Source organism: Quadrisphaera sp. DVD1, assembly GCF_058932755.1.
Genome location: NZ_JBZYWI010000019.1, coordinates 1 through 21,419, shown reverse-complemented (window position 1 = coordinate 21,419; position 21,419 = coordinate 1). Strand labels below are relative to the sequence as shown.

Here is a 21,419-nt window from a genome sequence, read left to right as displayed (position 1 = left end):
GGTACGACCTAGATGGGCCGTGCATGTCTGTCGCCATCGCGTCCGTCATCGCTGCTCAGGGCCTGACGGCCGTGGAGGCGCTCGTGGTCGAGTTCGACCTGACGTACGCCATCGCTAGCTTTACCGCTGGTGACGCTCGGCGTCTCAAGCGGCTGACCTCGGGAGCGTCTGCTCAGCAAGGCTTCATGAAGGATCCTGTTCCCCAGAGCCCTTGGCATGCGGTCGCTTTCGACATGACGACGGCAAGCAGGCGCAGCAAGGCAGCCCAGGAGGCCTTCGCCGCGATCGCAAGTTGGGTGCACGTCCCCTAGAGCTTGCTTCGTGTGCTCGAAGACCTCCTCGCAAGTGATCACGCGCTCCCGCGGCGGCACCGACGCACCGAGGCAGTTCAGCAGCGTCGTCCTGCCTGCCTGCGTGCCGCCGGAGACGACGATGTTCGGGCCCGCAGCGACGGCGCCGTCGAGGAAGGTCGCGCAGCCGGGGGTCAGCGCCCCGAGGGTGACCAGGTCCTCCAGGCGGCTGGCGCGGGCGACGAACTTGCGGCTGTTCAGCGCCCAGTGACGCCGCGTGATGTCGGGGATGACCACGTGCAGCCGGCTGCCGTCGGCCAGCGTCGCGTCGACGAACGGAGAGCTGAGGTCCACCCGGCGCCCGGAGCTCTTGAGCATCCGCTCGACAAGGTCGCGCACCTCCTGCTCGCCCAGGATCGTCGTCGTCAGCTCGGACCGGCCCGCCCGAGCGATGAACACCTTGCCCGGCTCGTTGACCCACACCTCCTCGACCTCGGGGTCGTCGAGGTAGCGCTGCAGCGGGCCGAGCCCGGCCACGGCGTCCAGGACCGCGCGCGCCGCAGCGGCGGGGTCGGGCAGAGCAGGCAGCAGGCCGGTCAGCGCCCGGTCGTCGTACTCGGCGATGACCTCCTCGACGAGGCGGCGGACGCCGTCGGGATCGCGCACAGGGTCCAGGGCGCGCCGGCGCACCAGCTCACGCACCTCGTCCTCGACGATCGCGACCGCGTCCACACCCACCTCCGGCCGCCGACGCTAGGAGCACGGAGGCCTCCCGCGCTCCGGGGCTGTGGACGACGGGGCGAGCCCGTCGCCACCACCGACCGGACGGCCCAGGGCGGCTCACCGGGAGCCACCCGTCCGCACGCTGCGTCACTCGGCGTCCTCGTGACCTGAGGGGCACCACCGGTCGTCCACAGGCCCGCCGCTCGGGCCGGCAGAGCGAGGCCCGGCGCTGCCAGGCTCGGAGCGCACGCCGCCGGCGGGCGAGGAGCAGGGGGTGCTGATGCGGGTCGAGCTCACGGTCGTGGACCCCAGCCGTCCCGGCTCGCCGGTGGACGTCGCGGTGGAAGCCCGTCGCGGCACCCTCGCGGACGAGCTGCGCGAGCCGCTTCGCACTGCGGTCGAGGCCCCCGCCGGCACCGTGCTCGGCACGGACGACGGCCGACCCCTGCCACCGGACGCGCGCCTGGGGGTGCCGCCGCTGGTCCGCGGAGCGGTGCTCACCTGCCTGCCCGGGACGACGCAGCAGGACGGTGCGGCGCCTCCACCGGTCGCTGCATCGTCGCCGGCACCAGCGCCGACCTCGCCGTCGCCTTCCGCGGGATCGCCCCCGAGGCGCGCCGGGCGCGCTGCGGCCTGCTCCTGCACCCGCTCGGCGCCGCCGACGGCGACCTCCTCGGTGTCCGCCTGCCCCGCACCGGGGGCCTGGGCGGCGTCCGCCCCGGCCGGGCGACTCTCGTGCAGCGCGGCGAGCTCACCACGGTCCAGCTGGCCCTGCCCGCCAGCGCCGACCCGGGTCACGGTCCGGCGAACACTGCCGAACACGCGTGTCAAAACCCTTCCACTCCCAGTCACGGCCTGCCATGGTTCGCCCAAGGTGCGCATCGGTCGCGCCTCTGCTAATGCCCGGCCGGGGGTCGGGCACCGATGAAGGGCTCCCGATGACGCGACCCGCCCTGGCCTCCACGACCGCAGCCGCCGGCTTCGCGCTGCTCCTCCTGCTCACCGGGTGCGGCGGCGACGACGCCGGCACCACGAGCGGGAAGGGCGACGAGCCCGCTGTCGGGCCGCTGGAGGAGTACTTCAGCGCCATGACCGAGGACATGGCGAGCCAGGACTTCGAGGCGATGAGCGCCGAGGTGGAGGAGATCACCGCCGCCTGCATGCGCGAGGAGGGCTTCGACTACACGCCCCAGGACACCTCCTCGTACGGCGACGTCGTCGAGGAGGCCGAGGACGGCCCCGCCTACGACTCCCTGGAGTACGCCAAGGAGAACGGCTACGGCATGACGGCCCCCGCCGAGGAGGCGGTGGGCGAGGCGCCGGCGGAGGAGTTCGTCGACGCCAACGCCGACTACGTGGCCTCGATGTCGGAGTCGGAGCAGCAGGCCTTCTACGAGGCCCTCTACGGGGTGCAGCCGGAGATCGACGAGAGCGACCCCGAGGCCGAGTTCGAGTACGACTGGCAGACCGCCGGCTGCTCGGGCAAGGCCCAGCACGAGGTCTACGAGGAGGGCCAGCCCTTCAGCGACCCGGAGTTCGCCTCGCTGCAGGAGGAGATGACCAGCCTCTACGAGGACGTGGCGAACGACCCGGAGATCGCCGAGCTCAACAGCGCCTGGGCCGCCTGCATGGCCGACGCCGGCTACGAGGGCATGACCACCGTCGACGAGGCGTCGATGGGCCTCTCCGAGGAGCTCAACGCCCTCTACGAGTCCAGCGGTGAGACCGGCGTGCCCGACGAGGCCGCCATGGCCGAGCTGCACGAGAAGGAGATCGACACCGCGGTCGCCGACCGCACCTGCCAGGACGAGACCGGCTACGCTAAGGGTCTCCAGGAGGTCCAGTTCTCCCTGGAGCAGGACTTCATCGACACCCACCGCGCCGAGCTCGACGCCATGCTGGAGGCGTACTCCCAGGCGGGCGAGTGAGCCCGCGAGCGACGCTGCTCACGCGCCTGCAGGCGGTGCCGCGGGCGCTGGGGCAGCGGCTCCCCCGCTCGCTGCCCCGGCTCTCCGGCGGCAACCGCACCATCGCCGTGATGGCCCTCGTGGCGGTGGTCAGCCTGGCGGCGGGCCTGGGCCTGAGCCGGCTGGTCGTCTCCCCCGCGCAGGCGGCCGCCGACGCCGCGCCGCCGGTGGCCGGCGACATCACGGTGCCGGTGGAGAGCCGGTTGATCGCCAACGACGTCGTCATCCGCGGCGACGCGCGCTACGACGACCCGGCCTCGGTGCGGATCGAGACCGGTGACCTCGACGGCCCGGCCGTGGTCACCGGCCAGGTGCCCGAGGTCGGCGCCACCCTGGAGGCGGCGACGGTCGCCTTCGAGGTGGCCGGGCGCCCCGTCATCGTGCTGAGCGGCGACCTCCCGACCTACCGCACCCTGCGCGCGGGGGTCACCGGCCCCGACGTCGCCCAGTTCAAGGCCGCGATGGCCGCGGTGGGCATCGACGCCGGTGACCCGGGGTCCCAGGCCTACGACGCGCGGACCGCCGAGGGCGTGCGCGCGCTCTACGCCCGGGTCGGCTACGAGGCGCCCACGGCGGGCGAGGACGCCACGGCCGCGGTGCAGGCCGCGCGCGACGGCGTCCGCGGCGCCGAGGAGGGGGTCGCGGCCGCCCAGCGCGAGCTCACCACCGCCCGCGCTGGCACCCCCCGCTCGCGGATCGTCGAGCTGGACGCCGCGGTGGCCGTGGCCCGCGCCGAGCTCGACGAGGCGCGCGCGTGCACCGGTGGGCCGGAGGGCGGCTGCAGCGCCGCCGCCGTGGTGCGGGCCCAGGGCACCCTCGACACCGCGCTGGCCCAGCGCGCGGAGGCCGACGCGAGGCCGGACACCTCCGCCCAGCAGGGGCAGGTCGCCGCCGCCCAGCGCGCCCTCGACGACGCGGAGGCGGCGCTGGGCGAGGCCCAGGCGGCGTCCACGACGCCGCTGCCGGCCAGCGAGGTGGTCTTCCTCCCGTCCCTGCCGCGACGGGTGGACGAGGTCAGCGTCCAGCGCGGCGCCACCGTGACCGGGCCGGTGATGAGCGTCTCCGGCGCCACGCTGGAGATCGTCGCCACGGCCACCGAGGCGGACGTCGACCTGCTCGCCGTCGGGGCCGTCGGCACCATCGAGGTCGAGGGCGAGGAGGTCACCGCCACGGTCACCGAGATCACCGCCGGCTCCGGCGGGGCCGCCGAGGAGCCCACCGAGGGCGAGGACGGCGGCGCGGGTGGCGAGGGCGGTGGCGGTGACGGCGGGGGCGGCGCGGGCGACGCCGGCCGCTCCACCGTCACGCTGCTCCCCGGCCCGCTGACCGACGCGCAGCTGACCGCGCTGCAGGGCAGCAACGTGCGCGTGCGCATCCCCGTCAGCTCCACCGACGGCGAGGTGCTCGCCGTCCCGCTCGCCGCCCTCACCGCGGGACCCGGCGGGGAGTCGCGCCTGGAGCTCGTCACCGGCGGCGGGAAGACCGAGCTGGTCACCGTCGAGACCGGCCTGGCCGCCGGCGGGTACGTCGAGATCACCGACGCCGAGCGCGCCCTGGAGGCCGGTGACCTCGTGGTGGTCGGCGTCCGCGGCGACCAGGAGGACGCCGAGGAGGGCGCCGCCGAGGACGAGGGCACGCAGGACGCCGAGGCGTGAGCCTGCTCGACGCGCCGCTGGAGGCGCGAGACGCCCCGGGGCGGCGTGCGGTCCTGGAGCTGCGCGGCCTGACCCGCACCTTCCCCACCGACCCGCCGTTCGTGGCGCTGCACCCGACCGACCTCGTCGTCGAGGCCGGGGACTACGTCTCCGTGGTCGGGCCCAGCGGGTCGGGCAAGTCGACGCTGCTGCACATCCTCGGGCTGCTCGACCGGCCGACGTCCGGGGAGTACCTGCTCGACGGCGTGCCCACCGGCACGGCCTCCGAGGGTGACCGCTCGGCGCTGCGCGGGGGCCGGATCGGCTTCGTGTTCCAGTCCTTCCACCTGCTCCCCCACCGCAGCGTGCTCGACAACGTGCTGCTGGCCACGCTCTACAGCGGCGTGCCGCGCGCCGAGCGCGTGGAGCGGGCGCACGCGGCCCTGGACCGGGTCGGGCTCAGCCACCGCACCCGGCACCTGCCGCCGCTGCTGTCCGGTGGCGAGCGCCAGCGCGTCGCCGTCGCCCGCGCGGTGGTCGCCGCGCCGCGCGTGCTGCTCGCCGACGAGCCGACGGGCAACCTCGACTCCGCGAACTCCGCCGGCGTGATGGACCTCTTCGACGAGCTGCACGCCGACGGCCTCACCCTCGTGGTCATCACCCACGACGCGGCGGTCTCGGCGCGCGCCTCGCGGCGGATCCGGATCGCAGACGGCCACCTCACCGAGGTCACCTGATGCCCGCCCGGGTGCGCGCCGCCCGCGCCGAGCGCTTCGGCCTGCGCGACCTCGTCGCCGAGGCCTCCTTCGGCATCGGCGCCCGTCCCGGGCGGCTGGTGCTGACCATCCTCGGCACCGTGCTCGGCATCGCGTCGGTGGTGGTCACCGTCGGCCTCGCCCAGACCGCCGCCGGGCAGATCTCGCGCTCGTTCGACGCCGTCGCGGCGACCCAGGCGATGGCCGAGCCGGCCACCACGCGCACGGCCAGCGGAGCCCAGCGCGCCACCGGCCGCCTCCCCTGGGACGCCCCCGAGCGCGTCGAGCGGCTGAACGGCGTCGAGGCCGCAGGCCTGGTGGCCGCCGTGGACGTCGACGGCGCCGAGGTGACCGCCGTCCCGGTCAACGACCCCTCCCAGCCCGCCGCCAGCGCGGTCCCCGTGCTCGCGGCCTCGCCCGGCCTCTTCGACGCCGTGCGCGGGCGCGTGGTGACCGGCCGCACCTTCGACGCCGGCCACGACGCGCGCGCCGACCGGGTCGTCGTCCTCGGCGCGCTCGCGGCGCAGCGGCTCGGCGTCTCCCGCGTCGACCGCCAGCCCTCGATCTTCATCGGCGACGCCTCCTACACCGTGATCGGCATCGTCGACGGCGTGCAGCGGCGCGACGACCTGCTCAGCTCCGTCGTCCTGCCGCAGGGCACCGCGCGGGCCGACTTCGGCCTGGCCGCTCCCGAGGAGCTGCACCTGCGGATCGCCGTCGGCGCCGGGGAGGTCGTGGGCGAGCAGGTGCCCGTGGCCCTGGACCCGAACGCGCCGGAGGAGTTCGACGTCGACGTGCCGCCCACCGGCTCGAAGGTGCGCGAGGGCGTGCAGGCCGATGTCAACGCGATCTTCCTGGCCCTCGGCGGGGTGGCGCTGCTCATCGGCGGCCTCGGCATCGCCAACGTGACGCTGCTGTCGGTGATGGAGCGCGTCGGGGAGATCGGCCTGCGCCGGGCGCTGGGCGCGACCAAGCGCGACATCGGCGGGCAGTTCGTGCTCGAGTCGGTCGTCGTGGGCCTGCTCGGCGGGCTGATCGGCGCGGCGCTCGGCGTGGCCGTGGTGGTCCTCGTGTCGGTGCTGCAGGACTGGACGCCGATCCTCGACCTCGGCGTCGTGCTCCTCTCGGCCCTGGGCGGCGGCGTGATCGGGCTCCTGGCGGGGATCTACCCGGCGATGAAGGCGGCCTCGATCGAGCCGATCACCGCCCTGCGCGGCGGCGTCTGAGGCTGCCCACAGCGCACCTGCGGGGACGGCGCGGCACGGAGATCACGGCCGCACGACCGCCCGCAACACGGGCGCACCCCAGGTAACCGGGGCGTCACGCAGCGAGCGGAACCGGGAAACCCGGCGTCCCTAGCGTCCGGAGCGCCAGCACGGATCCGGGCCCCCGGACCCCGCGCGGGCCCTCTCCGACGGACCACTGAAAGGCCTCGCCGTGAAGACCCACCCCAAGCTCCGAGCAGCCGCCCCGGCTGCTGCCGTCCTGGCCCTGGGCCTGGCCCTCACCGGCTGCGGCTCCCGCGTCTCCGACAGCGGGGCCGAGGCCGCCGCCGAGGCCACCGGCGGCGACTCCTGCGTCGACACCTCCGGCGACAGCGTCAAGATCGGCTTCCTGAACTCCCTGTCCGGGACGATGGCGATCAGCGAGCAGACCGTCCACGACTCCCTGCAGCTCGCGGCGGAGGAGATCAACGCCTCCGGCGGCGTGATGGGCAAGCAGCTCGAGATCGTCACCGAGGACGGCGCCTCCGAGCCGACGATCTTCGCGGAGAAGGCCACGAAGCTCATCCAGAGCGACTGCGTCGCCGCGGTCTTCGGCGGCTGGACCTCCGCGTCGCGCAAGGCGATGCTCCCGGTCTTCGAGTCCAACGACTCGCTGCTGTTCTACCCGGTGCAGTACGAGGGCCTGGAGTCCTCCGAGAACATCTTCTACACCGGCGCCACGACGAACCAGCAGATCATCCCGGCCCTGGACTACCTGTCCGAGCAGGGCGTGAAGAGCCTGTTCCTCGTCGGCAGCGACTACGTCTTCCCGCGCACCGCCAACAAGATCATCAAGGCGTACGCCGAGGACAAGGGCATCGAGATCAAGGGCGAGGAGTACACCCCGCTCGGCGACACCGAGTTCTCCACGATCGTCAACAAGGTCAAGGAGGCGGACGCCGACGCGGTGTTCAACACCCTCAACGGCGACTCGAACGTGGCCTTCTTCAAGCAGTACACGAACGTCGGGCTGGACGCCGCGCAGATGCCGGTCATGTCCGTCTCGATCGCCGAGGAGGAGGTCGGCGGCGTCGGCGTCGACAACCTCACCGACCAGCTCGTGGCCTGGAACTACTACCAGACCGTCGAGAGCCCGGCGAACACCACGTTCGTCGACGCCTTCAAGGCCGAGTACGGCGCCGACCGCGTCACCTCCGACCCGATGGAGGCCGCGTACACCTCGCTGTACCTGTGGAAGGGCATGGTCGAGAAGGCCGAGTCCTTCGACGTCGCCGACGTCCAGGCGGCCGCGGACGGCGTCACCTTCGACGCCCCCGAGGGCAGCGTCACGGTCAACGGCGACAACCACCACATCGCCAAGACGGCGCTGATCGGCAAGGTCGCCGCCGACGGCCTCATCTACACGGAGTGGAGCTCGGGCGAGCCGATCGAGCCCGACCCCTACCTGGAGTCCTACGACTGGGCGAAGGGCCTCGCCGGCTGACCCAGCGCCTCCGCGGTGGCCGGCGGGAAGCACCCGCCGGCCACCGCGCCCCCCTCCCGCACCCACAGGAAGGAGGCCCGGTGGACGCCGTCGTCTCCCAGCTCTTCGCCGGCATCAGCGTCGGCTCGATCCTCCTGCTCATCGCCCTCGGCCTGGCGCTGACCTTCGGGCAGATGGGCGTCATCAACATGGCGCACGGCGAGTTCCTCATGGCCGGCGCCTACACCGCCTACGTCGCCCAGCAGGTGCTCGACAGCGTCGGCGTCTCGCTCCTCGTCGCGATCCCGGTGGCCTTCGCCGTCGCCGGCCTGCTCGGCGTGCTGCTCGAGGCGACGCTGCTGCGCCGCATGTACGACCGGCCGCTGGACACCCTGCTGGCCACCTTCGGCGTCTCCCTCGTGCTCCAGCAGGTGGCGCGCGACGTCTTCGGCGCCCCCAACGTCGACGTCCGCTCCCCTTCGTGGCTCTCCGGCTCGGTCGACGTCCTCGGGGTGGGCCTGCCCGCCGCGCGCGTGTTCCTCCTGGCGCTCACCGCGGTCGCGGTGGTGGCCCTGGCGGTGCTGCTGAAGTTCACGGCGCTCGGACGCCGTGTGCGCGCCACCGTGCAGAACCGCTCGCTCGCGGAGTGCTCGGGCATCTCCACCCGCGCCACCGACCGCACGACGTTCTTCATCGGCTCCGGCCTGGCCGGGGTGGCCGGCGTCGGGCTGACCCAGATCGGCTCGGTCGGGCCGACGCTCGGCACGAGCTACGTCATCGACGCCTTCCTCGTGGTCATCGTCGGGGGGATCGGGCAGATCCGCGGCGCGGTGATCGCGGCCTTCGCCCTCGGCCTGCTGCGGGCGGGCGTCGAGTACTCCACCAGCGCGAGCATCGCCCGGGTGCTGGTCTTCGTGGCGATCGTCGTCTTCCTCCAGCTGCGCCCGCAGGGCATCGTCACCGTGCGCTCGAGGAGCCTGGCATGAGCACCTCCACCACCACCCCCGGCAGCGGGACGGCGTCCCCCGCCTCGGCGCTGCGCCGCTGGTCGTCCAGCCGCGCCGGCGTCCTGGCCGGCTTCGGGCTCGCCGCGGTGCTGCTCTTCGCCGTGGCACCGGCGCTCATGAGCGACTTCCGCCTCAGCATGCTGGCCCGCTACCTGTGCCTGGCGATCGTCGCGGTCGGCATCGGCCTGGCCTGGGGCCGCGGCGGGATGCTCACCCTCGGCCAGGGCGTCTTCTTCGGCCTCGGCGCGTACGTCATGGCGATGCACCTCAAGCTCGCCGACGCCGCGGCCACCGGCGGCGTCCCCGACTTCATGCTGCTCTACGGCGACGGCACGGTGCCGGGCTGGTGGGCGCCGCTGCGCAGCCCGGTCGTGGCGCTGCTCGCGGTGGTGCTCGTGCCCGCCGCCCTGGCCCTGCTCCTGGGCCTGGCCACCTTCCGCCGCCGGGTGCGGGGCGCCTACTTCGCCATCCTGTCCCAGGCGCTCGCCGCGGCGTTCGCGATCCTCCTCATCGGCAACCAGGCCACCACCGGCGGCACCAACGGCCTCACCGGCTTCCGCTCGTTCTTCGGCTACGACCTCAGCGACCCGGTCAACCAGCGGATGCTCTTCTTCATCACCGCCGGGGTGCTGCTCGCCGTGGTCGCCGGCGTCCGCCAGCTCATGCGCAGCCGCTACGGCGAGCTGCTCGTGGCCTGCCGCGACGCCGAGGAGCGGGTGCGCTTCCTCGGCTACGACCCGGCGACGGTCAAGACCGTGGCCTACGTCCTGGCCGCAGCGCTGGCCGGGGTGGCCGGCGCCCTGTTCGTGCCGGTGGTCGGCATCATCTCGCCCAGCGACGTGGGGGTGATCCCCTCGATCGGCCTGCTCATCGGCGTCGCCATCGGCGGGCGCACCACCCTGCTCGGCCCGGTGCTCGGCACGGTCGCCGTGGCCTGGGCCGAGACCAGCCTGTCCGAGAGCTTCCCGTCCTTCTGGGTCTACTTCCAGGGAGCCCTGTTCATGCTCGTCATCACGTTCCTGCCCGGCGGGCTCGCCTCGCTGCCGGCCCTGCTGCGGCGCCGCCGGCGCGAGCGGTCCGGCGCCCGCGAGGCCACGACCCTGCCCGGTGACCTCGTCGCGGTGGAGGGACCGGCCTGATGAGCGTGGACTACCTCGAGGTCAGCGGCCTGCGCGTCGTCTTCGACGGCTTCGTCGCGATCGACTCCGTCGACCTGACCGTGCTGCGCGGTGACCTGCGCTTCCTCATCGGCCCCAACGGCGCGGGCAAGACCACGCTCGTGGACGCCATCACCGGCCTCGCCCCGGCGACCGGCCGGGTGGAGTTCGCCGGGGAGTCCCTGCTCGGGCGCCCGGTGCACCGCATCGCCCGGCTCGGCGTGGGCCGCACCTTCCAGACCGCGAGCGTCTTCGAGGAGCTCACGGTGCTGCAGAACCTCGACATCGCCGCCGGCGCGGGCCGCTCGGCCTGGACCCTGGCCCGGCGCCGGCCCTCGGTGCCGCCGGAGGTGGCGCAGGTGCTCGAGACGATCGGCCTGGCCGACCTCGCGAGCACGCCGGCCGGCGTCCTCGCGCACGGGCAGAAGCAGTGGCTGGAGATCGGGATGCTGCTCGTGCAGGACGCGAAGCTGCTGCTGCTCGACGAGCCGGTCGCCGGGATGAGCGCGCACGAGCGCGAGCAGACCGGTCGGCTGCTCCAGGAGATCGCGACCGAGCGGACCGTGGTCGTCGTCGAGCACGACATGGACTTCATGCGCGCCTTCGCCCGGTCGGTCACGGTGCTCCACGCCGGGCGCGTGCTCTCGGAGGGGACCGTGGCGCAGGTGCAGGCCGACCCGCGCGTGCAAGAGGTCTACCTCGGGACGGGGGCGTGATGGTGCTCGAGCTGGTCGACGTGCACGTCGGGTACGGGCGCACCGACGTCGTCCACGGCGTCTCCCTCTCCGTGCCCGCCGACGGGGTGGCCGCGGTGATGGGCCACAACGGCGCGGGGAAGACGACGCTGCTGCGCGCCGCCGTCGGGCTGCTGCGCCCGCGCAGCGGGAGGGTGCTCCTCGACGGCGAGGACGTCACCGGGCTCTCCCCGCACCAGCGGGTGGCGCGCGGGGTGGCGTACGTGCCGCAGGGGCAGCAGAGCTTCGGCGACCTCACCACCGCCGAGAACCTCCAGCTCGTCGCGGACGGCCGGAAGCGGGGCAAGGTGCTGGTCGACGACGCGCTCGCGATGTTCCCGGCGCTGGTGCCGCTGCTGGGACGCCGGGCCGGGCTGCTCTCCGGCGGGCAGCGCCAGCAGCTGGCGATCGCCCGCGCGCTGGTCACCGAGCCGCGGCTGCTCATCCTCGACGAGCCGACCGAGGGCATCCAGCCGTCGGTGGTGGCGGAGATCGAGGCGACGATCCTCGACCTCACCCAGCGCGGCGGGCTGTCGGTGCTGCTCGTGGAGCAGCACGTCGGCTTCGCGCTCAGCGCCGCGGGCCGGTACTACGTGCTGGCCTCGGGGCGCGTGAGCGCGGAGGGCGGCGGCGGGCAGGAGGCGCAGGCCGCCGTGCGGGGGGCGATGGCCATCTGAGGGCCCGGCACCGCCCGGGTAGCGTCCGGCCATGACCTTCTCCATCGTCGGGCGCAGCGCCGACGGCACCGCCCTCGGCGTGGCGGTGGCCAGCAAGTTCCTCGCCGCAGGCGCCTACGTGCCGGCCGCCGCGAGCGACGCCGGGGCGATCGCCACGCAGGCGTACGTCAACCTCGCGCTGAAGACCCGCGGCCTGGAGCTGCTGCGCACCGGCACGCCCGCCCCCGAGCTGCTGGAGCGGTTCTTCGCCGACGACCCCCAGGGCGACCAGCGCCAGGCCGGCGTCGTCGACCGCGACGGCCGCGCCGCCACGTACACCGGCGAGCGCTGCCAGCCGTGGGCCGGCGGGATCACCGGCGAGGGCCCCGAGGGCTCCTTCGCCGCGCAGGGCAACATGATCGCGGGCCCGGGCGTGCTCGACGCCATGGCCGAGGTCTGGCGCGCGACGGCGTCCGAGCCCTCCCTGGCCCGCCGCCTCGTCGCGGCGCTGGCCGCCGGGCAGGAGCAGGGCGGGGACCCTCGCGGGAAGCAGGCGGCCGCCGTCCTCGTCGTCTCGGCCGGGGCCGGCTACGGCGGGCTGTCGGACGTCGTGGTCGACCTGCGCGCGGACGACTCGCCCGAGCCGATCGGCGAGCTGCAGCGGATGCTCGACCTGCACGACCTCTACTTCGGCTCCACGCCGGAGGCGGAGCTGCTCGGCTACGACGAGGCGCTGCTGGCCGAGCTCACCGAGCGCCTGGCGCACACCGGGTACGCCAGCGGCGACCCGCTGCGCGACCTCTACGACTGGATGGGACGGGAGAACTTCGAGGAGCGCTGGCACGAGGGGCGCCTCGACCCGGTCGTCCTCGCGCAGCTGCGCGGGGCCACCGGCGGCTGAGGCTCAGGCGCGCTCGGCCGGCTCGGCCGCGGCGGCGGCCGGCTCCTCGGGGGCGTCCTTGAGGAACAGGTACCAGTACGACGTCGCCACGAAGACCACCGCGCCCACGAGGTTGCCGACCCCGGCGAGCAGCCAGTTCTCCAGCACGTGCCCCCAGCCGATGCCGGGCACGTGCGCGAAGACGGCGGCGGGCAGGAAGAACATGTTGGCGACGACGTGGTCGAAGCCCATCGCCACGAACGCCATGACGGGGAAGAAGATCGCGAGGATCTTCCCCGACACCGAGGTCGCGGCCAGCGACATCCACACCGCCAGGCACACCAGCCAGTTGCAGCCCACCGCACGCAGGAACGTCTGCCAGGCCGTGTGGTCGAGCGCCTTGCCCGCGGCGATGTCGGCGAGGCGCTCGTAGGTCAGGCCCGCGCTGACGCCCTCGGCTCCCGCGCTGCCGATCACGCCGGTCTGCACGGCGAGGAAGTACGCCACGAACAGCGCCCCGAGCAGGTTGCCGGCGAGCACGAGGGTGAGGTTGCGGACGACGTCGCCGACGCTGACCTTCCCGCGCATCGCCCCGAGCGGGACGAGCATCATGTTGCCCGTCGCGAGGTCGGAGCCGGCGATGAGCACGAGCACCAGGCCGAGGGTGAAGGCGGCGCCCATGAACAGCGTCGGCAGCGTCCCCCACGTGTCCGGGTCCAGCCCCGACGACACGGTGATGGACACGAGGGCGCCGAAGGAGATGTAGGCGCCGGCGAGGAAGGCGCTGACCAGCACCCGGTCCCACGTGCGGTGCACCTTCTTGGCCCCGGTCGCCGCGGCGACCTGGGCGATCTCCTGGGGTTCGCGAGCGCTCACGGTCGCCTCCTCCGGCGTCGGTGCGACGACGGTAGCGAGCGGGCCCCGTCCCCGCGCTGCGAGCGGCGGGCACGTCCGTGCTGTACCCGACGCTCCTGGCCACGGCCACCCGCGACGTGCCTGAGGAGGTGCGCGGGCGGGCGACCTCCGCCGTGGCCACCACGGGGTACCTCGGCTTCCTGCTGGGCCCGGTGCTCGTCGGCGCCCTGGCGCAGGCGCACGGGCTGCGCTGGGCCATGGCGGGGGTGGCCGGGCTGGCGGCGCTCGTCGCGCTCGCCGGGTGGACGCCGCTGGTGGGCCGCCGGCGCTGACCGCTCCGCGCGTCGGAGCCGTCGGGCGCCGGGCCCTACGGTGCCGTCCATGACGACGAGCAGCAGCACCCCCGCGGCGAGCCGGGTGCGCCGGGCCGCGCCCGACGACGTGGCGGCGATGGACGCGATGGTCCACGAGCTCGCCGAGTACGAGAAGGAGCCGGACGCCGTCGAGGCGACCCCGGCCGACCTGCGCGCGGCGCTGTTCGGCCCGGACCCGCGGGTGCACGCCCACGTGGCCGAGGTGCAGGACGCCGACGGGTCGTGGTCGGTGGTGGGGATGGCGGTCTGGTACCTGACCTACTCCACCTGGACCGGGCGCCACGGCATCTGGCTGGAGGACCTCTTCGTGCGCCCGCCCGCCCGCGGGGCCGGGCTGGGCCGCGCCCTGCTGGCCGCGCTCGCGGCCGAGTGCACCGAGCGCGGCTACCGCCGGCTGGAGTGGTGGGTGCTGGACTGGAACACCCCGGCGCAGGGCGTCTACCGCGCGGTCGGCGCCCGGGCCGAGGAGGACTGGACGACGTGGCGCCTGGACGGCGACGGCCTGGCGGCGCTGGCCGCCCGGGCGGACGCGCCGTCCCGCGCTCGCCCGGCCGGCTCCGGCGAGGGACGATGATCCCCGGAGGGGAGCGCTCGGCGTCCCCGCGGAGCACGAGGGAGACCAGGCGTGGCTGAGGTCCTGACGGCGGGCAGCATGACCGACCGGGTGGAGCTGCGGGTGCCTGCCGACCCGGCCTACCTGGCCGTGCTGCGGACCGCGACCGCCGGGCTCGCCGCGCGGCTCGACCTCACCCTCGACGAGATCGAGGACCTGCGGATCGCCGTCGACGAGGCGTGCGCCCTCGTGCTCGGCGTGTCCGGCGACTCCCTCGAGGCCCCGGCGGACGCGCCCACCCGCCCCGCCGACCCGCTGACCGCGCTCGACACCCTGCGCGCGACGTTCGACCTGTCGGCCGCGGGGATGACCGTGGAGGTCAGCGGCCCCGCGCGGAGCCTGCCCGGCCGCGACAGCTTCGCCTGGGCCGTGCTCGAGGCCCTCGTCGGGGCGCTCGAGACCGGGACCGACGACGAGGGGCGCCAGTCCATCCGCATGCGGCACGGCGGGTCCCGGCGGCCCTCGTGACCGCGCAGCCGTCCGACGAGCGGGAGCGGTCCGCCGCCCTGCTGGCCGAGCTGGCGGCCATGGCCCCCGACGACCCCGGCCGCGCCGCGCTGCGGGGGCAGGTCGTCGAGTCGCACCTGCCGCTCGTGCGCCACCTCGCCCGCCGCTACGCCGACCGCGGCGAGCCGCTGGACGACCTCGTGCAGGTGGGCACGATCGGCCTGCTCAAGGCGGTCGACCGCTACGACCCCGACCGCGGGACGCCGTTCGGGGCGTTCGCGGTGCCCACGGTGCTGGGCGAGATCCGTCGCCACTTCCGCGACCGCGGCTGGGCGGTGCGGGTGCCGCGCCGCCTCCAGGAGCTCTCCCGGGTGCTCGCCGACTCGCGCGCCGAGCTGACCCAGGAGCTCGGGCGGGCGCCGACCGTCGCCGAGCTGGCCGAGCGCGCCGGGGTCGACGAGGACGCCGTCCTCGAGGGGATGGAGTCGGCCGGCGCCTACACGACGGTGCCGCTGGAGCCCACGGAGGCCGAGGCGAGCGCCGGGCCGTGGCTGGCCACCGACGACGACGGCCTGCGGGGCGTGGAGGACCGCGAGGCCCTGCGGCCCCTGCTGGCCCGCCTGCCCGCGCGGGAGCGGCGGATCATCGCGCTGAGGTTCGTGCGCGGGATGTCGCAGTCGCAGATCGCCGAGGAGGTCGGCATCTCGCAGATGCACGTGTCCCGGCTGCTCTCGCGCACCCTGGCGGCGCTGCGCGCCGAGCTCGGCGAAGAGGCGTCCTCCTCCTAGCGGCCCCCCTGCGGGCACCGGGCCCGGAGGGTCAGACGACCGGAGGGGCGTCCTGGTCGGTGGTCGCCGCCACCACCGAGGGGGCGAACAGGCCGCCACCGGCGACCACCCCGAGCACCACGAGCGCCGCACCGATCGTCCTGGGGAGCGCTCCTCCCCCGCCCAGCAGGGGCAGCGCCACCCCGAGCACCTGCACCAGCTGCCAGGTCAGGACCGGCGCGCGGGCCCAGCGCCGTCCGCCGAGCAGCCCCCGCGCCGCGAGCACCAGGCCGGCGCCGACGAGGGCTGCGAGCACCGTGGTGGCCACCGCCCCGCGCGCGTCCGCCGCCCGGCCGAGCACGAGCTCGACGAGGTAGAGCACCACCACGGCTGCCATCGCGGCCGCCTCCACGCCCACGGCGGCGACCACCACCAGCAGGGCGCGGGGTCGGGCAGGCACGTCGGATCCGCTCACGCCCGGACGGTACCCTCCACGCGGAGACGCCAGATCGGGTGTCGGATTGCGGAACACCGCGAGTCCCCCCACCGTTGGAGTGGTGAACGACCCGCGCGTGACCTCCCCGGTCGACGCAGGGCCTCCAGGGCGACACTCCGCCTCGGACCCTTGTGCCCGGGGTGAGGATCTGTGATCCTCTTCGACGGCGGGGCGCCGATCGGCGCCCCTTATCCGTGTCCCCGCTCGTGAACGGCTTCACAAGCCACCGAGCAGGACGTGCTGACGAACGCTCTGAGGGAGTACGACTGATGGACTGGCGGCACGAGGCAGCGTGTCTCGATGAGGACCCCGAGCTCTTCTTCCCCATCGGCAACACCGGCCCGGCCCTCCTGCAGATCGAGGAGGCCAAGGCCGTGTGCCGTCGGTGCCCCGTCCTCGAGACCTGCCTGAAGTGGGCCCTGGAGAACGGGCAGGACTCCGGCGTCTGGGGCGGCCTGTCCGAGGACGAGCGCCGCGCGCTCAAGCGCCGCACCGCTCGCGCCCGCCGCGCCAGCTGACGCAGCGGCACGACCGGGCTCGGCCGAGCACCACGGGCGCCCGAGCACCACGGGGATCTGAGCACCACGGGGATCTGAGCACCACGAGCACCTGACGCACCCCGAGCGGGGCGCACCGGCCACCGCCGGGGCGCCCCGCTCGCGCGTCGTCGGCCCCCTGAGCCGCTGAGGCCCCGGCTTCAGGTGGCCCGCTGCTCGCGCAGGTCGGCGTGCAGGACCACCTCGGTGCCCCCGACCTCGCGGCGGTGCCACGCGATGCTGCCCCGCAGCTCACCGGCCACGAGCGCCTGGACGATCTGCAGCCCCAGCCCCCCGCTGCTGGGCACGAAGCCCTCGGGCAGGCCCTCGCCGTCGTCGACCACCTTCGCGGTCAGCGCCTGGCCGTCGCGCTCGGCGCACACGGTCACCGTGCCGCCGCCGCCGGTCAGCCCGTGCTCGACCGCGTTCGTCACCAGCTCGGTGAGCACGAGCGCGAGGGCGGTCGCGTCGTCGGCGCCCACGACGCCGAACGTCCCCTCGCGCCGCGCCACGGCGGCCCCCCGGCTCGAGGCCAGGCTGGCGATGAGCATCAGCCCGCGGTCCATCACGTCGTCGAAGTCGACGGTCTCGTCGAAGCCCCGGGTCAGCGTCTCGTGCACGAGGGCGATCGTGCTCACCCGGCGCATCGCCTCCTCGAGCGCGGCGCGGGCCTCGGGGACCTCGATCCGCCGCGCCTGGAGCCGCAGGAGCGCCGAGACGGTCTGGAGGTTGTTCTTCACCCGGTGGTGGATCTCCCGGATGGTCGCCTCCTTGGTGAGCAGCTCCTGCTCGCGGCGGCGCAGCTCGGTGACGTCGCGGCACAGGATGAGCGCCCCGGTGCGCACGCCGTGCTCGGTCAGCGGCACCGCGCGCAGCGACAGCGAGGCCCCGCGGGACTCCACGTCGGTGCGCCAGGGCGCGCGCCCGGTGACCACGAGGGGCAGCGACTCGTCCACGGCGTGGGAGCTGTCGAGCATGCTCGCGGTCACCTCCGCCAGCGAGCGCCCCTCCAGGTCGCCGGCGAAGCCCAGGCGCCGGTAGTCCGAGCGGGCGTTCGGGCTGGCGTAGAGCACGATCCCGTCGACGTCCAGGCGGATCATCCCGTCACCCACGCGCGGGGCGCCGCGGCGCATCCCCGTGGCCGCACCCACGGTGGGGAACGCGCCCTCGGAGATCATCCGCACGATCGCGTCGGCGGTGTGCAGGTAGTTCATGTCGAGCCGGCTCGGCGTGCGAGGGATGCTCAGCGCGGTGTCGCGCGAGAGCACGGCGACCACCCGGCCGTCGCGCACCACCGGCACGGTCTCCTCGCGCACCGGCCCGCCCTCGAGCCAGTCGGGGTCGCGCTCGCGGCAGATCCGGGCCTGGGAGAACGCGGCGTCGACCTGCTCGCGCTCGCCGCGGGCCAGCCGGGTGCCGACGACGTCCTCGTCGTGCACCGTCGTGCCGGTGCTCGGCCGGCAGTGGGCCACGGCCACGAAGCCGTCGCCGGCGCGCTCGGGCAGCCAGAGGATCAGGTCGGCGAAGGACAGGTCGGAGAGCATCTGCCAGTCGCCGACGAGGAGGTGCAGCCACTCCTCGTCGGCCGGCTCCAGGTCTCCGAGGGTGCGCACCAGCGAGCTGAGGGTCGGCACCGGTCCAGGCTAGGGGGCGCCGGGGCGTGCGAGCGCCACCGGGCGCGGCGTCCTAGCCTGGCTCCGTGCACCTGGAGCAGACGCTGCGCTACCCCGCCCCTCCGGAGGCGGTCGCCGCCCTGCTGGCCGACCGGTCGTTCGTCGAGGACCTGTGCGCGGCGGGCGAGGCGCAGGCGTGGGAGGTCGAGGTCACCGGCTCCGCAGCCGGCGCCTTCACGGTGACCACCAGCCGCACCCTGCCGACCTCCTCGCTCCCGGACGCCGTCCGCCGCTTCCTCGGCGCCTCGCTGCAGGTGCGCCAGGTCGACACCTGGGCCGCGCCGGGGGCGCGCGGGGCGCGCACCGGCACCACGGTCCTGGAGATCGCCGGCGTCCCGGTCACCGCCTCGGCCGACCTCTCCCTCGTGCCCGACCGCGAGGGCACCCGCCAGCAGGTCACCGGCGAGCTGCGGGCCGCGGTGCCGCTCGTCGGGGCACGGGTGGAGCGCGCGGCCGAGCCCGTGCTGGTGGCCGCCCTGCGCGAGCAGGAGCAGCTGGCGGAGCGTCGGCTGCGGGGCTGAGCGCCACGCGCTCACCAGCGGCGGCGTGAGAGCGCTTGCACGCCCTCTCCCCAGCGATGGCATGCTGCCGTCCATGACGACGCCGTCTCCTGACCGCACCCTGACCTTCCCCGACGGCTTCCTGTGGGGGGCCGCCACCGCCGCCTACCAGATCGAGGGCGCCACGACCGAGGACGGGCGCACCGACTCCATCTGGGACGCGTTCAGCCGCAAGCCCGGAGCCGTCCACGAGGGCCACACGGGCGACCCGGCCTGCGACCACTACCACCGCTACCCGCAGGACGTGGCCCTGATGAAGGACCTGGGCCTGCAGGCCTACCGGTTCTCCATCGCCTGGCCGCGCGTGCGCCCGGACGGCGGCGCCGTGAACCAGGCCGGCCTGGACTTCTACTCGCGCCTCGTCGACGAGCTGCTCGGCGCCGGGATCCGCCCGTGGCTCACGCTGTACCACTGGGACCTGCCGCAGGCGCTCGAGGAGGCCGGTGGCTGGACCAACCGCGACACCGCGTACCGCTTCGCCGACTACGCCCAGACCGTCTTCGACGCCCTGGGCGACCGGGTGCCCACCTGGACGACGCTCAACGAGCCGTGGTGCTCCTCGCTGCTGGGCTACGGCGCCGGCGTGCACGCCCCCGGCCGCACCGAGCCGAGGGCCGCCGTCGCCGCCGTCCACCACCTGCACCTGGCGCACGGCCTGGGCGTGCAGGCCCTGCGCGCGGCGTCCTCGACGATCGAGATCGGCGTCACGCACAACCTCTACGAGATCACCCCCGACAGCGACTCCCCCGAGGACCTCGACGCCGCGCGCCGGATCGACGGGCTGCAGAACCGCATGTGGCTGGAGCCGGTGCTCAAGGGCGCCTACCCCGCCGACGTGCTGGAGGACCTGGCCCCCTTCGGCCTGTCCGACCACATCCAGGACGGCGACCTGGAGCTCATCGGCGCCCCGATCGACGTGCTGGGCATCAACGTCTACTCCAGCCACCGGGTCAAGGCGGGCGACAAGAGCGCCGCGCACGGCCCGAGCCAGAACATCGGCGCCGAGGAGGTGCAGTTCCTCGACCGCGGGCTGCCCAAGACCGGCATGGGCTGGGAGATCGACCCGGCCGCGCTGACCCGCCTGCTGCAGCACCTCCACGCCGAGTACCCGGGCACCCCCGTGGTGATCACCGAGAACGGCTCGGCCTGGGAGGACGAGGTCTCCGAGGACGGCGCGGTGCACGACACCGACCGCGTGCTCTACCTCGACGAGTACCTGCGGGCCGTCCACGCGGCGATCGAGACCGGCGCCGACGTGCGCGGGTACCTCGCGTGGTCGCTGATGGACAACTTCGAGTGGGCCTTCGGCTACGACAAGCGGTTCGGCATCGTGCGGGTGGACTACGACACCCAGGAGCGCACGGTCAAGGACAGCGGGAAGTACTACGCCGCGGCCATCGCCGCGAACGGCCTGCCGGCGCAGCCCCCGGCGAGCGGGTACGGCCAGCAGGAGGTCCACCAGGGCTGATCCGCCCCCGGCCCGTCCTCACCGACCGGGCTGGCCGAGCTCCTGCGCGAGCTCGGCCAGCTCGGTCGCGTCGTACCAGAGCAGGTCGTGCCCGTCGGCGCCGTCGACGGTGAACTGCGCGTCCTCGTCCCCGGCGTCGGCCCCGGCCAGCGCCCCCATCGCCGCGACGACGTCGTCCTCCGCCTCGGCCTCGTCGACGTGCGCGCTGACCACGGCGGAGAGCGGGAGCGGCCCGGGCACGAGCACGGCCGAGCGCGCCTCCTCGTCGCTGCCCGGAGCGGCCACCCGCACGGCGGCGTCGGGGACGTCGGCCGCCAGCACGAGGCGGCGCGGCACGGACGCGACACCGGCCGCCGCGGGCCCCTCCGCGTCGCTGGCCTCCGCCGCCAGCAGCCGGAGCGAGGACAGGGCGGCGTCCAGCATGGCCGCCAGCTCCAGCTCCTCGGTGTCGCCCTCGGTGTACCACTCGCGCAGGGCCGGGGTGACGGCGTGCGCCGCGAGCAGTCCGTCACCGGCGCCCGCCAGGCTCGACGAGCGCAGGGCAGCGGCCAGGGCGGACGCCGTGGCCGGCAGGTAGACGCGCATCGGACCTCCGGAGGTCGGACGAGGAGCGGACGGTGCATCCTGGCGCACCGGCGCGCTCAGCCGGGAGGGGCCTGGGGGCAGAGCCCCCGGTCGGCGCGCGCCCCGGCGGCCGGCCCCGGCACGCCGGGGTCCGAGCGGGCCACGAGCAGGCCGTCGGCGCCGACGTCGTAGCCGCCCTGGGAGGGGTTGACGAGGTCGTGCGGGGCGCCCGGCACCGCATGGAGGAAGAGCACCTGCCGGCCCGCCGCCGCCACCCCCGAGCGCTGCGCGCCCTCCGAGGCCCCGCCCGGCTCGCCCACCTCGACCACGTCGCCCGGCCCCGCGCCGGCCCCCTCGAGGACCTCCTCCACCGCGACGGCGGAGACGGTCAGCACGACCGGGACCGCCTGCGGTGGTGCGCCGGCGCCCAGGGACGGGCTCTCGCGCTCCGTCCGCCCGCCCGGGAGCGGCTGGAGGGCGACCTCGCGCACCTCCGAGCCCGTGGTCCGCCCGAGGACGACGAGGTCGGCGGCGTCGCAGAGGGCGGCGAGGGAGTCGTAGGCGGGCCAGTCCCC

At 74.8% G+C, this 21,419-nt stretch carries 22 protein-coding genes and 1 pseudogene; 17 read left to right on the top strand and 6 right to left on the bottom strand.

What is annotated here, in order from left to right; genetic code table 11:
* Positions 1-8: 8 nt before the first annotated feature.
* On the bottom strand, positions 9-1,022 hold the full coding sequence (locus tag AC5FZL_RS03780; RefSeq protein ID WP_493617228.1) for an ATPase, T2SS/T4P/T4SS family: 1,014 nt from the start codon (positions 1,020-1,022) through the stop codon (positions 9-11).
* 929 nt (positions 1,023-1,951) lie between these two features.
* Here AC5FZL_RS03780 and AC5FZL_RS03775 point away from each other — a divergent pair.
* From AC5FZL_RS03775 to AC5FZL_RS03730, 10 genes are all read left to right on the top strand, one after another.
* On the top strand, positions 1,952-2,941 hold the full coding sequence (locus tag AC5FZL_RS03775) for a hypothetical protein (protein ID WP_493617227.1): 990 nt from the start codon (positions 1,952-1,954) through the stop codon (positions 2,939-2,941).
* A complete protein-coding gene (locus tag AC5FZL_RS03770; protein ID WP_493617226.1) occupies positions 2,938-4,635 on the top strand; it encodes a hypothetical protein in 1,698 nt (565 codons plus the stop codon). The genes AC5FZL_RS03775 and AC5FZL_RS03770 overlap by 4 nt, the downstream gene beginning before the upstream one ends.
* The gene (locus AC5FZL_RS03765) at positions 4,632-5,351 is read left to right on the top strand and encodes an ABC transporter ATP-binding protein (protein ID WP_493617225.1); all 720 of its coding nucleotides are present in this window, start codon (positions 4,632-4,634) and stop codon (positions 5,349-5,351) included. Before AC5FZL_RS03770 ends, AC5FZL_RS03765 begins: the two co-directional genes overlap by 4 nt.
* Positions 5,351-6,595: an ABC transporter permease gene (locus AC5FZL_RS03760; RefSeq protein ID WP_493617224.1), complete on the top strand. Its 1,245-nt coding sequence runs from the start codon at positions 5,351-5,353 to the stop codon at positions 6,593-6,595. Before AC5FZL_RS03765 ends, AC5FZL_RS03760 begins: the two co-directional genes overlap by 1 nt.
* Before the next feature lie 211 nt (positions 6,596-6,806).
* Positions 6,807-8,078 carry an urea ABC transporter substrate-binding protein gene (gene urtA / locus AC5FZL_RS03755; RefSeq protein WP_493617223.1) on the top strand — a complete coding sequence of 424 codons (1,272 nt, stop codon included), beginning with the start codon at positions 6,807-6,809 and terminating at the stop codon, positions 8,076-8,078.
* Positions 8,079-8,158: 80 nt separating this feature from the next.
* On the top strand, positions 8,159-9,043 hold the full coding sequence (urtB, locus tag AC5FZL_RS03750) for an urea ABC transporter permease subunit UrtB (RefSeq protein WP_493617222.1): 885 nt from the start codon (positions 8,159-8,161) through the stop codon (positions 9,041-9,043).
* Positions 9,040-10,203, top strand: coding sequence for an urea ABC transporter permease subunit UrtC (urtC, locus tag AC5FZL_RS03745; protein WP_493617221.1), 1,164 nt, complete (start codon positions 9,040-9,042; stop codon positions 10,201-10,203). Before urtB ends, urtC begins: the two co-directional genes overlap by 4 nt.
* Complete coding sequence (gene urtD / locus AC5FZL_RS03740; protein ID WP_493617220.1) at positions 10,203-10,937, top strand: urea ABC transporter ATP-binding protein UrtD; 735 nt, start codon at positions 10,203-10,205, stop codon at positions 10,935-10,937. Before urtC ends, urtD begins: the two co-directional genes overlap by 1 nt.
* A gap of 2 nt (positions 10,938-10,939) precedes the next feature.
* A complete protein-coding gene (gene urtE / locus AC5FZL_RS03735; RefSeq protein ID WP_493617242.1) occupies positions 10,940-11,632 on the top strand; it encodes an urea ABC transporter ATP-binding subunit UrtE in 693 nt (230 codons plus the stop codon).
* Between the two features lie 31 nt (positions 11,633-11,663).
* Positions 11,664-12,512, top strand: a complete 849-nt coding sequence (locus tag AC5FZL_RS03730; protein WP_493617219.1) for a DUF1028 domain-containing protein — start codon at positions 11,664-11,666, stop codon at positions 12,510-12,512.
* A 3-nt stretch (positions 12,513-12,515) separates the two neighbouring features.
* Here AC5FZL_RS03730 and AC5FZL_RS03725 read toward each other — a convergent pair whose 3' ends face one another.
* Complete coding sequence (locus tag AC5FZL_RS03725) at positions 12,516-13,367, bottom strand: formate/nitrite transporter family protein (RefSeq protein WP_493617218.1); 852 nt, start codon at positions 13,365-13,367, stop codon at positions 12,516-12,518.
* A gap of 56 nt (positions 13,368-13,423) precedes the next feature.
* On the opposite strand from AC5FZL_RS03725, the gene AC5FZL_RS03720 reads away from it, so the two are divergent.
* The 4 genes from AC5FZL_RS03720 (at position 13,424) to AC5FZL_RS03705 (ending at position 15,568) form a co-directional block, all read left to right on the top strand.
* Entirely contained in the window at positions 13,424-13,678 is a 255-nt protein-coding gene (locus AC5FZL_RS03720; protein WP_493617241.1) for an MFS transporter, read from the top strand.
* A gap of 49 nt (positions 13,679-13,727) precedes the next feature.
* Positions 13,728-14,294, top strand: coding sequence for a GNAT family N-acetyltransferase (locus AC5FZL_RS03715; RefSeq protein WP_493617217.1), 567 nt, complete (start codon positions 13,728-13,730; stop codon positions 14,292-14,294).
* A gap of 78 nt (positions 14,295-14,372) precedes the next feature.
* Entirely contained in the window at positions 14,373-14,801 is a 429-nt protein-coding gene (locus AC5FZL_RS03710) for a hypothetical protein (protein WP_493617240.1), read from the top strand.
* The gene (locus AC5FZL_RS03705; protein WP_493617216.1) at positions 14,798-15,568 is read left to right on the top strand and encodes a SigB/SigF/SigG family RNA polymerase sigma factor; all 771 of its coding nucleotides are present in this window, start codon (positions 14,798-14,800) and stop codon (positions 15,566-15,568) included. Before AC5FZL_RS03710 ends, AC5FZL_RS03705 begins: the two co-directional genes overlap by 4 nt.
* A gap of 31 nt (positions 15,569-15,599) precedes the next feature.
* Here AC5FZL_RS03705 and AC5FZL_RS03700 read toward each other — a convergent pair whose 3' ends face one another.
* Positions 15,600-16,022 carry a hypothetical protein gene (locus AC5FZL_RS03700; RefSeq protein ID WP_493617215.1) on the bottom strand — a complete coding sequence of 141 codons (423 nt, stop codon included), beginning with the start codon at positions 16,020-16,022 and terminating at the stop codon, positions 15,600-15,602.
* Between the two features lie 290 nt (positions 16,023-16,312).
* Here AC5FZL_RS03700 and AC5FZL_RS03695 point away from each other — a divergent pair, with 290 nt between their 5' ends.
* Complete coding sequence (locus AC5FZL_RS03695; RefSeq protein WP_493617214.1) at positions 16,313-16,561, top strand: WhiB family transcriptional regulator; 249 nt, start codon at positions 16,313-16,315, stop codon at positions 16,559-16,561.
* 179 nt (positions 16,562-16,740) lie between these two features.
* Here AC5FZL_RS03695 and AC5FZL_RS03690 read toward each other — a convergent pair whose 3' ends face one another.
* Complete coding sequence (locus tag AC5FZL_RS03690) at positions 16,741-18,213, bottom strand: sensor histidine kinase (RefSeq protein WP_493617213.1); 1,473 nt, start codon at positions 18,211-18,213, stop codon at positions 16,741-16,743.
* A 65-nt stretch (positions 18,214-18,278) separates the two neighbouring features.
* Between AC5FZL_RS03690 and AC5FZL_RS03685 the strand changes: the two genes are divergently transcribed.
* On the top strand, positions 18,279-18,773 hold the full coding sequence (locus AC5FZL_RS03685) for a DUF2505 domain-containing protein (RefSeq protein ID WP_493617212.1): 495 nt from the start codon (positions 18,279-18,281) through the stop codon (positions 18,771-18,773).
* A gap of 73 nt (positions 18,774-18,846) precedes the next feature.
* Complete coding sequence (locus AC5FZL_RS03680) at positions 18,847-20,280, top strand: GH1 family beta-glucosidase (protein WP_493617211.1); 1,434 nt, start codon at positions 18,847-18,849, stop codon at positions 20,278-20,280.
* An 18-nt stretch (positions 20,281-20,298) separates the two neighbouring features.
* Here the strand turns inward: AC5FZL_RS03680 and AC5FZL_RS03675 are convergent, their stop codons facing one another.
* Together AC5FZL_RS03675 and AC5FZL_RS03670 are read right to left on the bottom strand one after the other, a co-directional pair.
* Positions 20,299-20,865, bottom strand: a complete 567-nt coding sequence (locus AC5FZL_RS03675) for a DUF6912 family protein (RefSeq protein ID WP_493617210.1) — start codon at positions 20,863-20,865, stop codon at positions 20,299-20,301.
* A 56-nt stretch (positions 20,866-20,921) separates the two neighbouring features.
* A pseudogene (locus tag AC5FZL_RS03670) lies at positions 20,922-21,419 on the bottom strand (hypothetical protein); the annotation flags it as partial.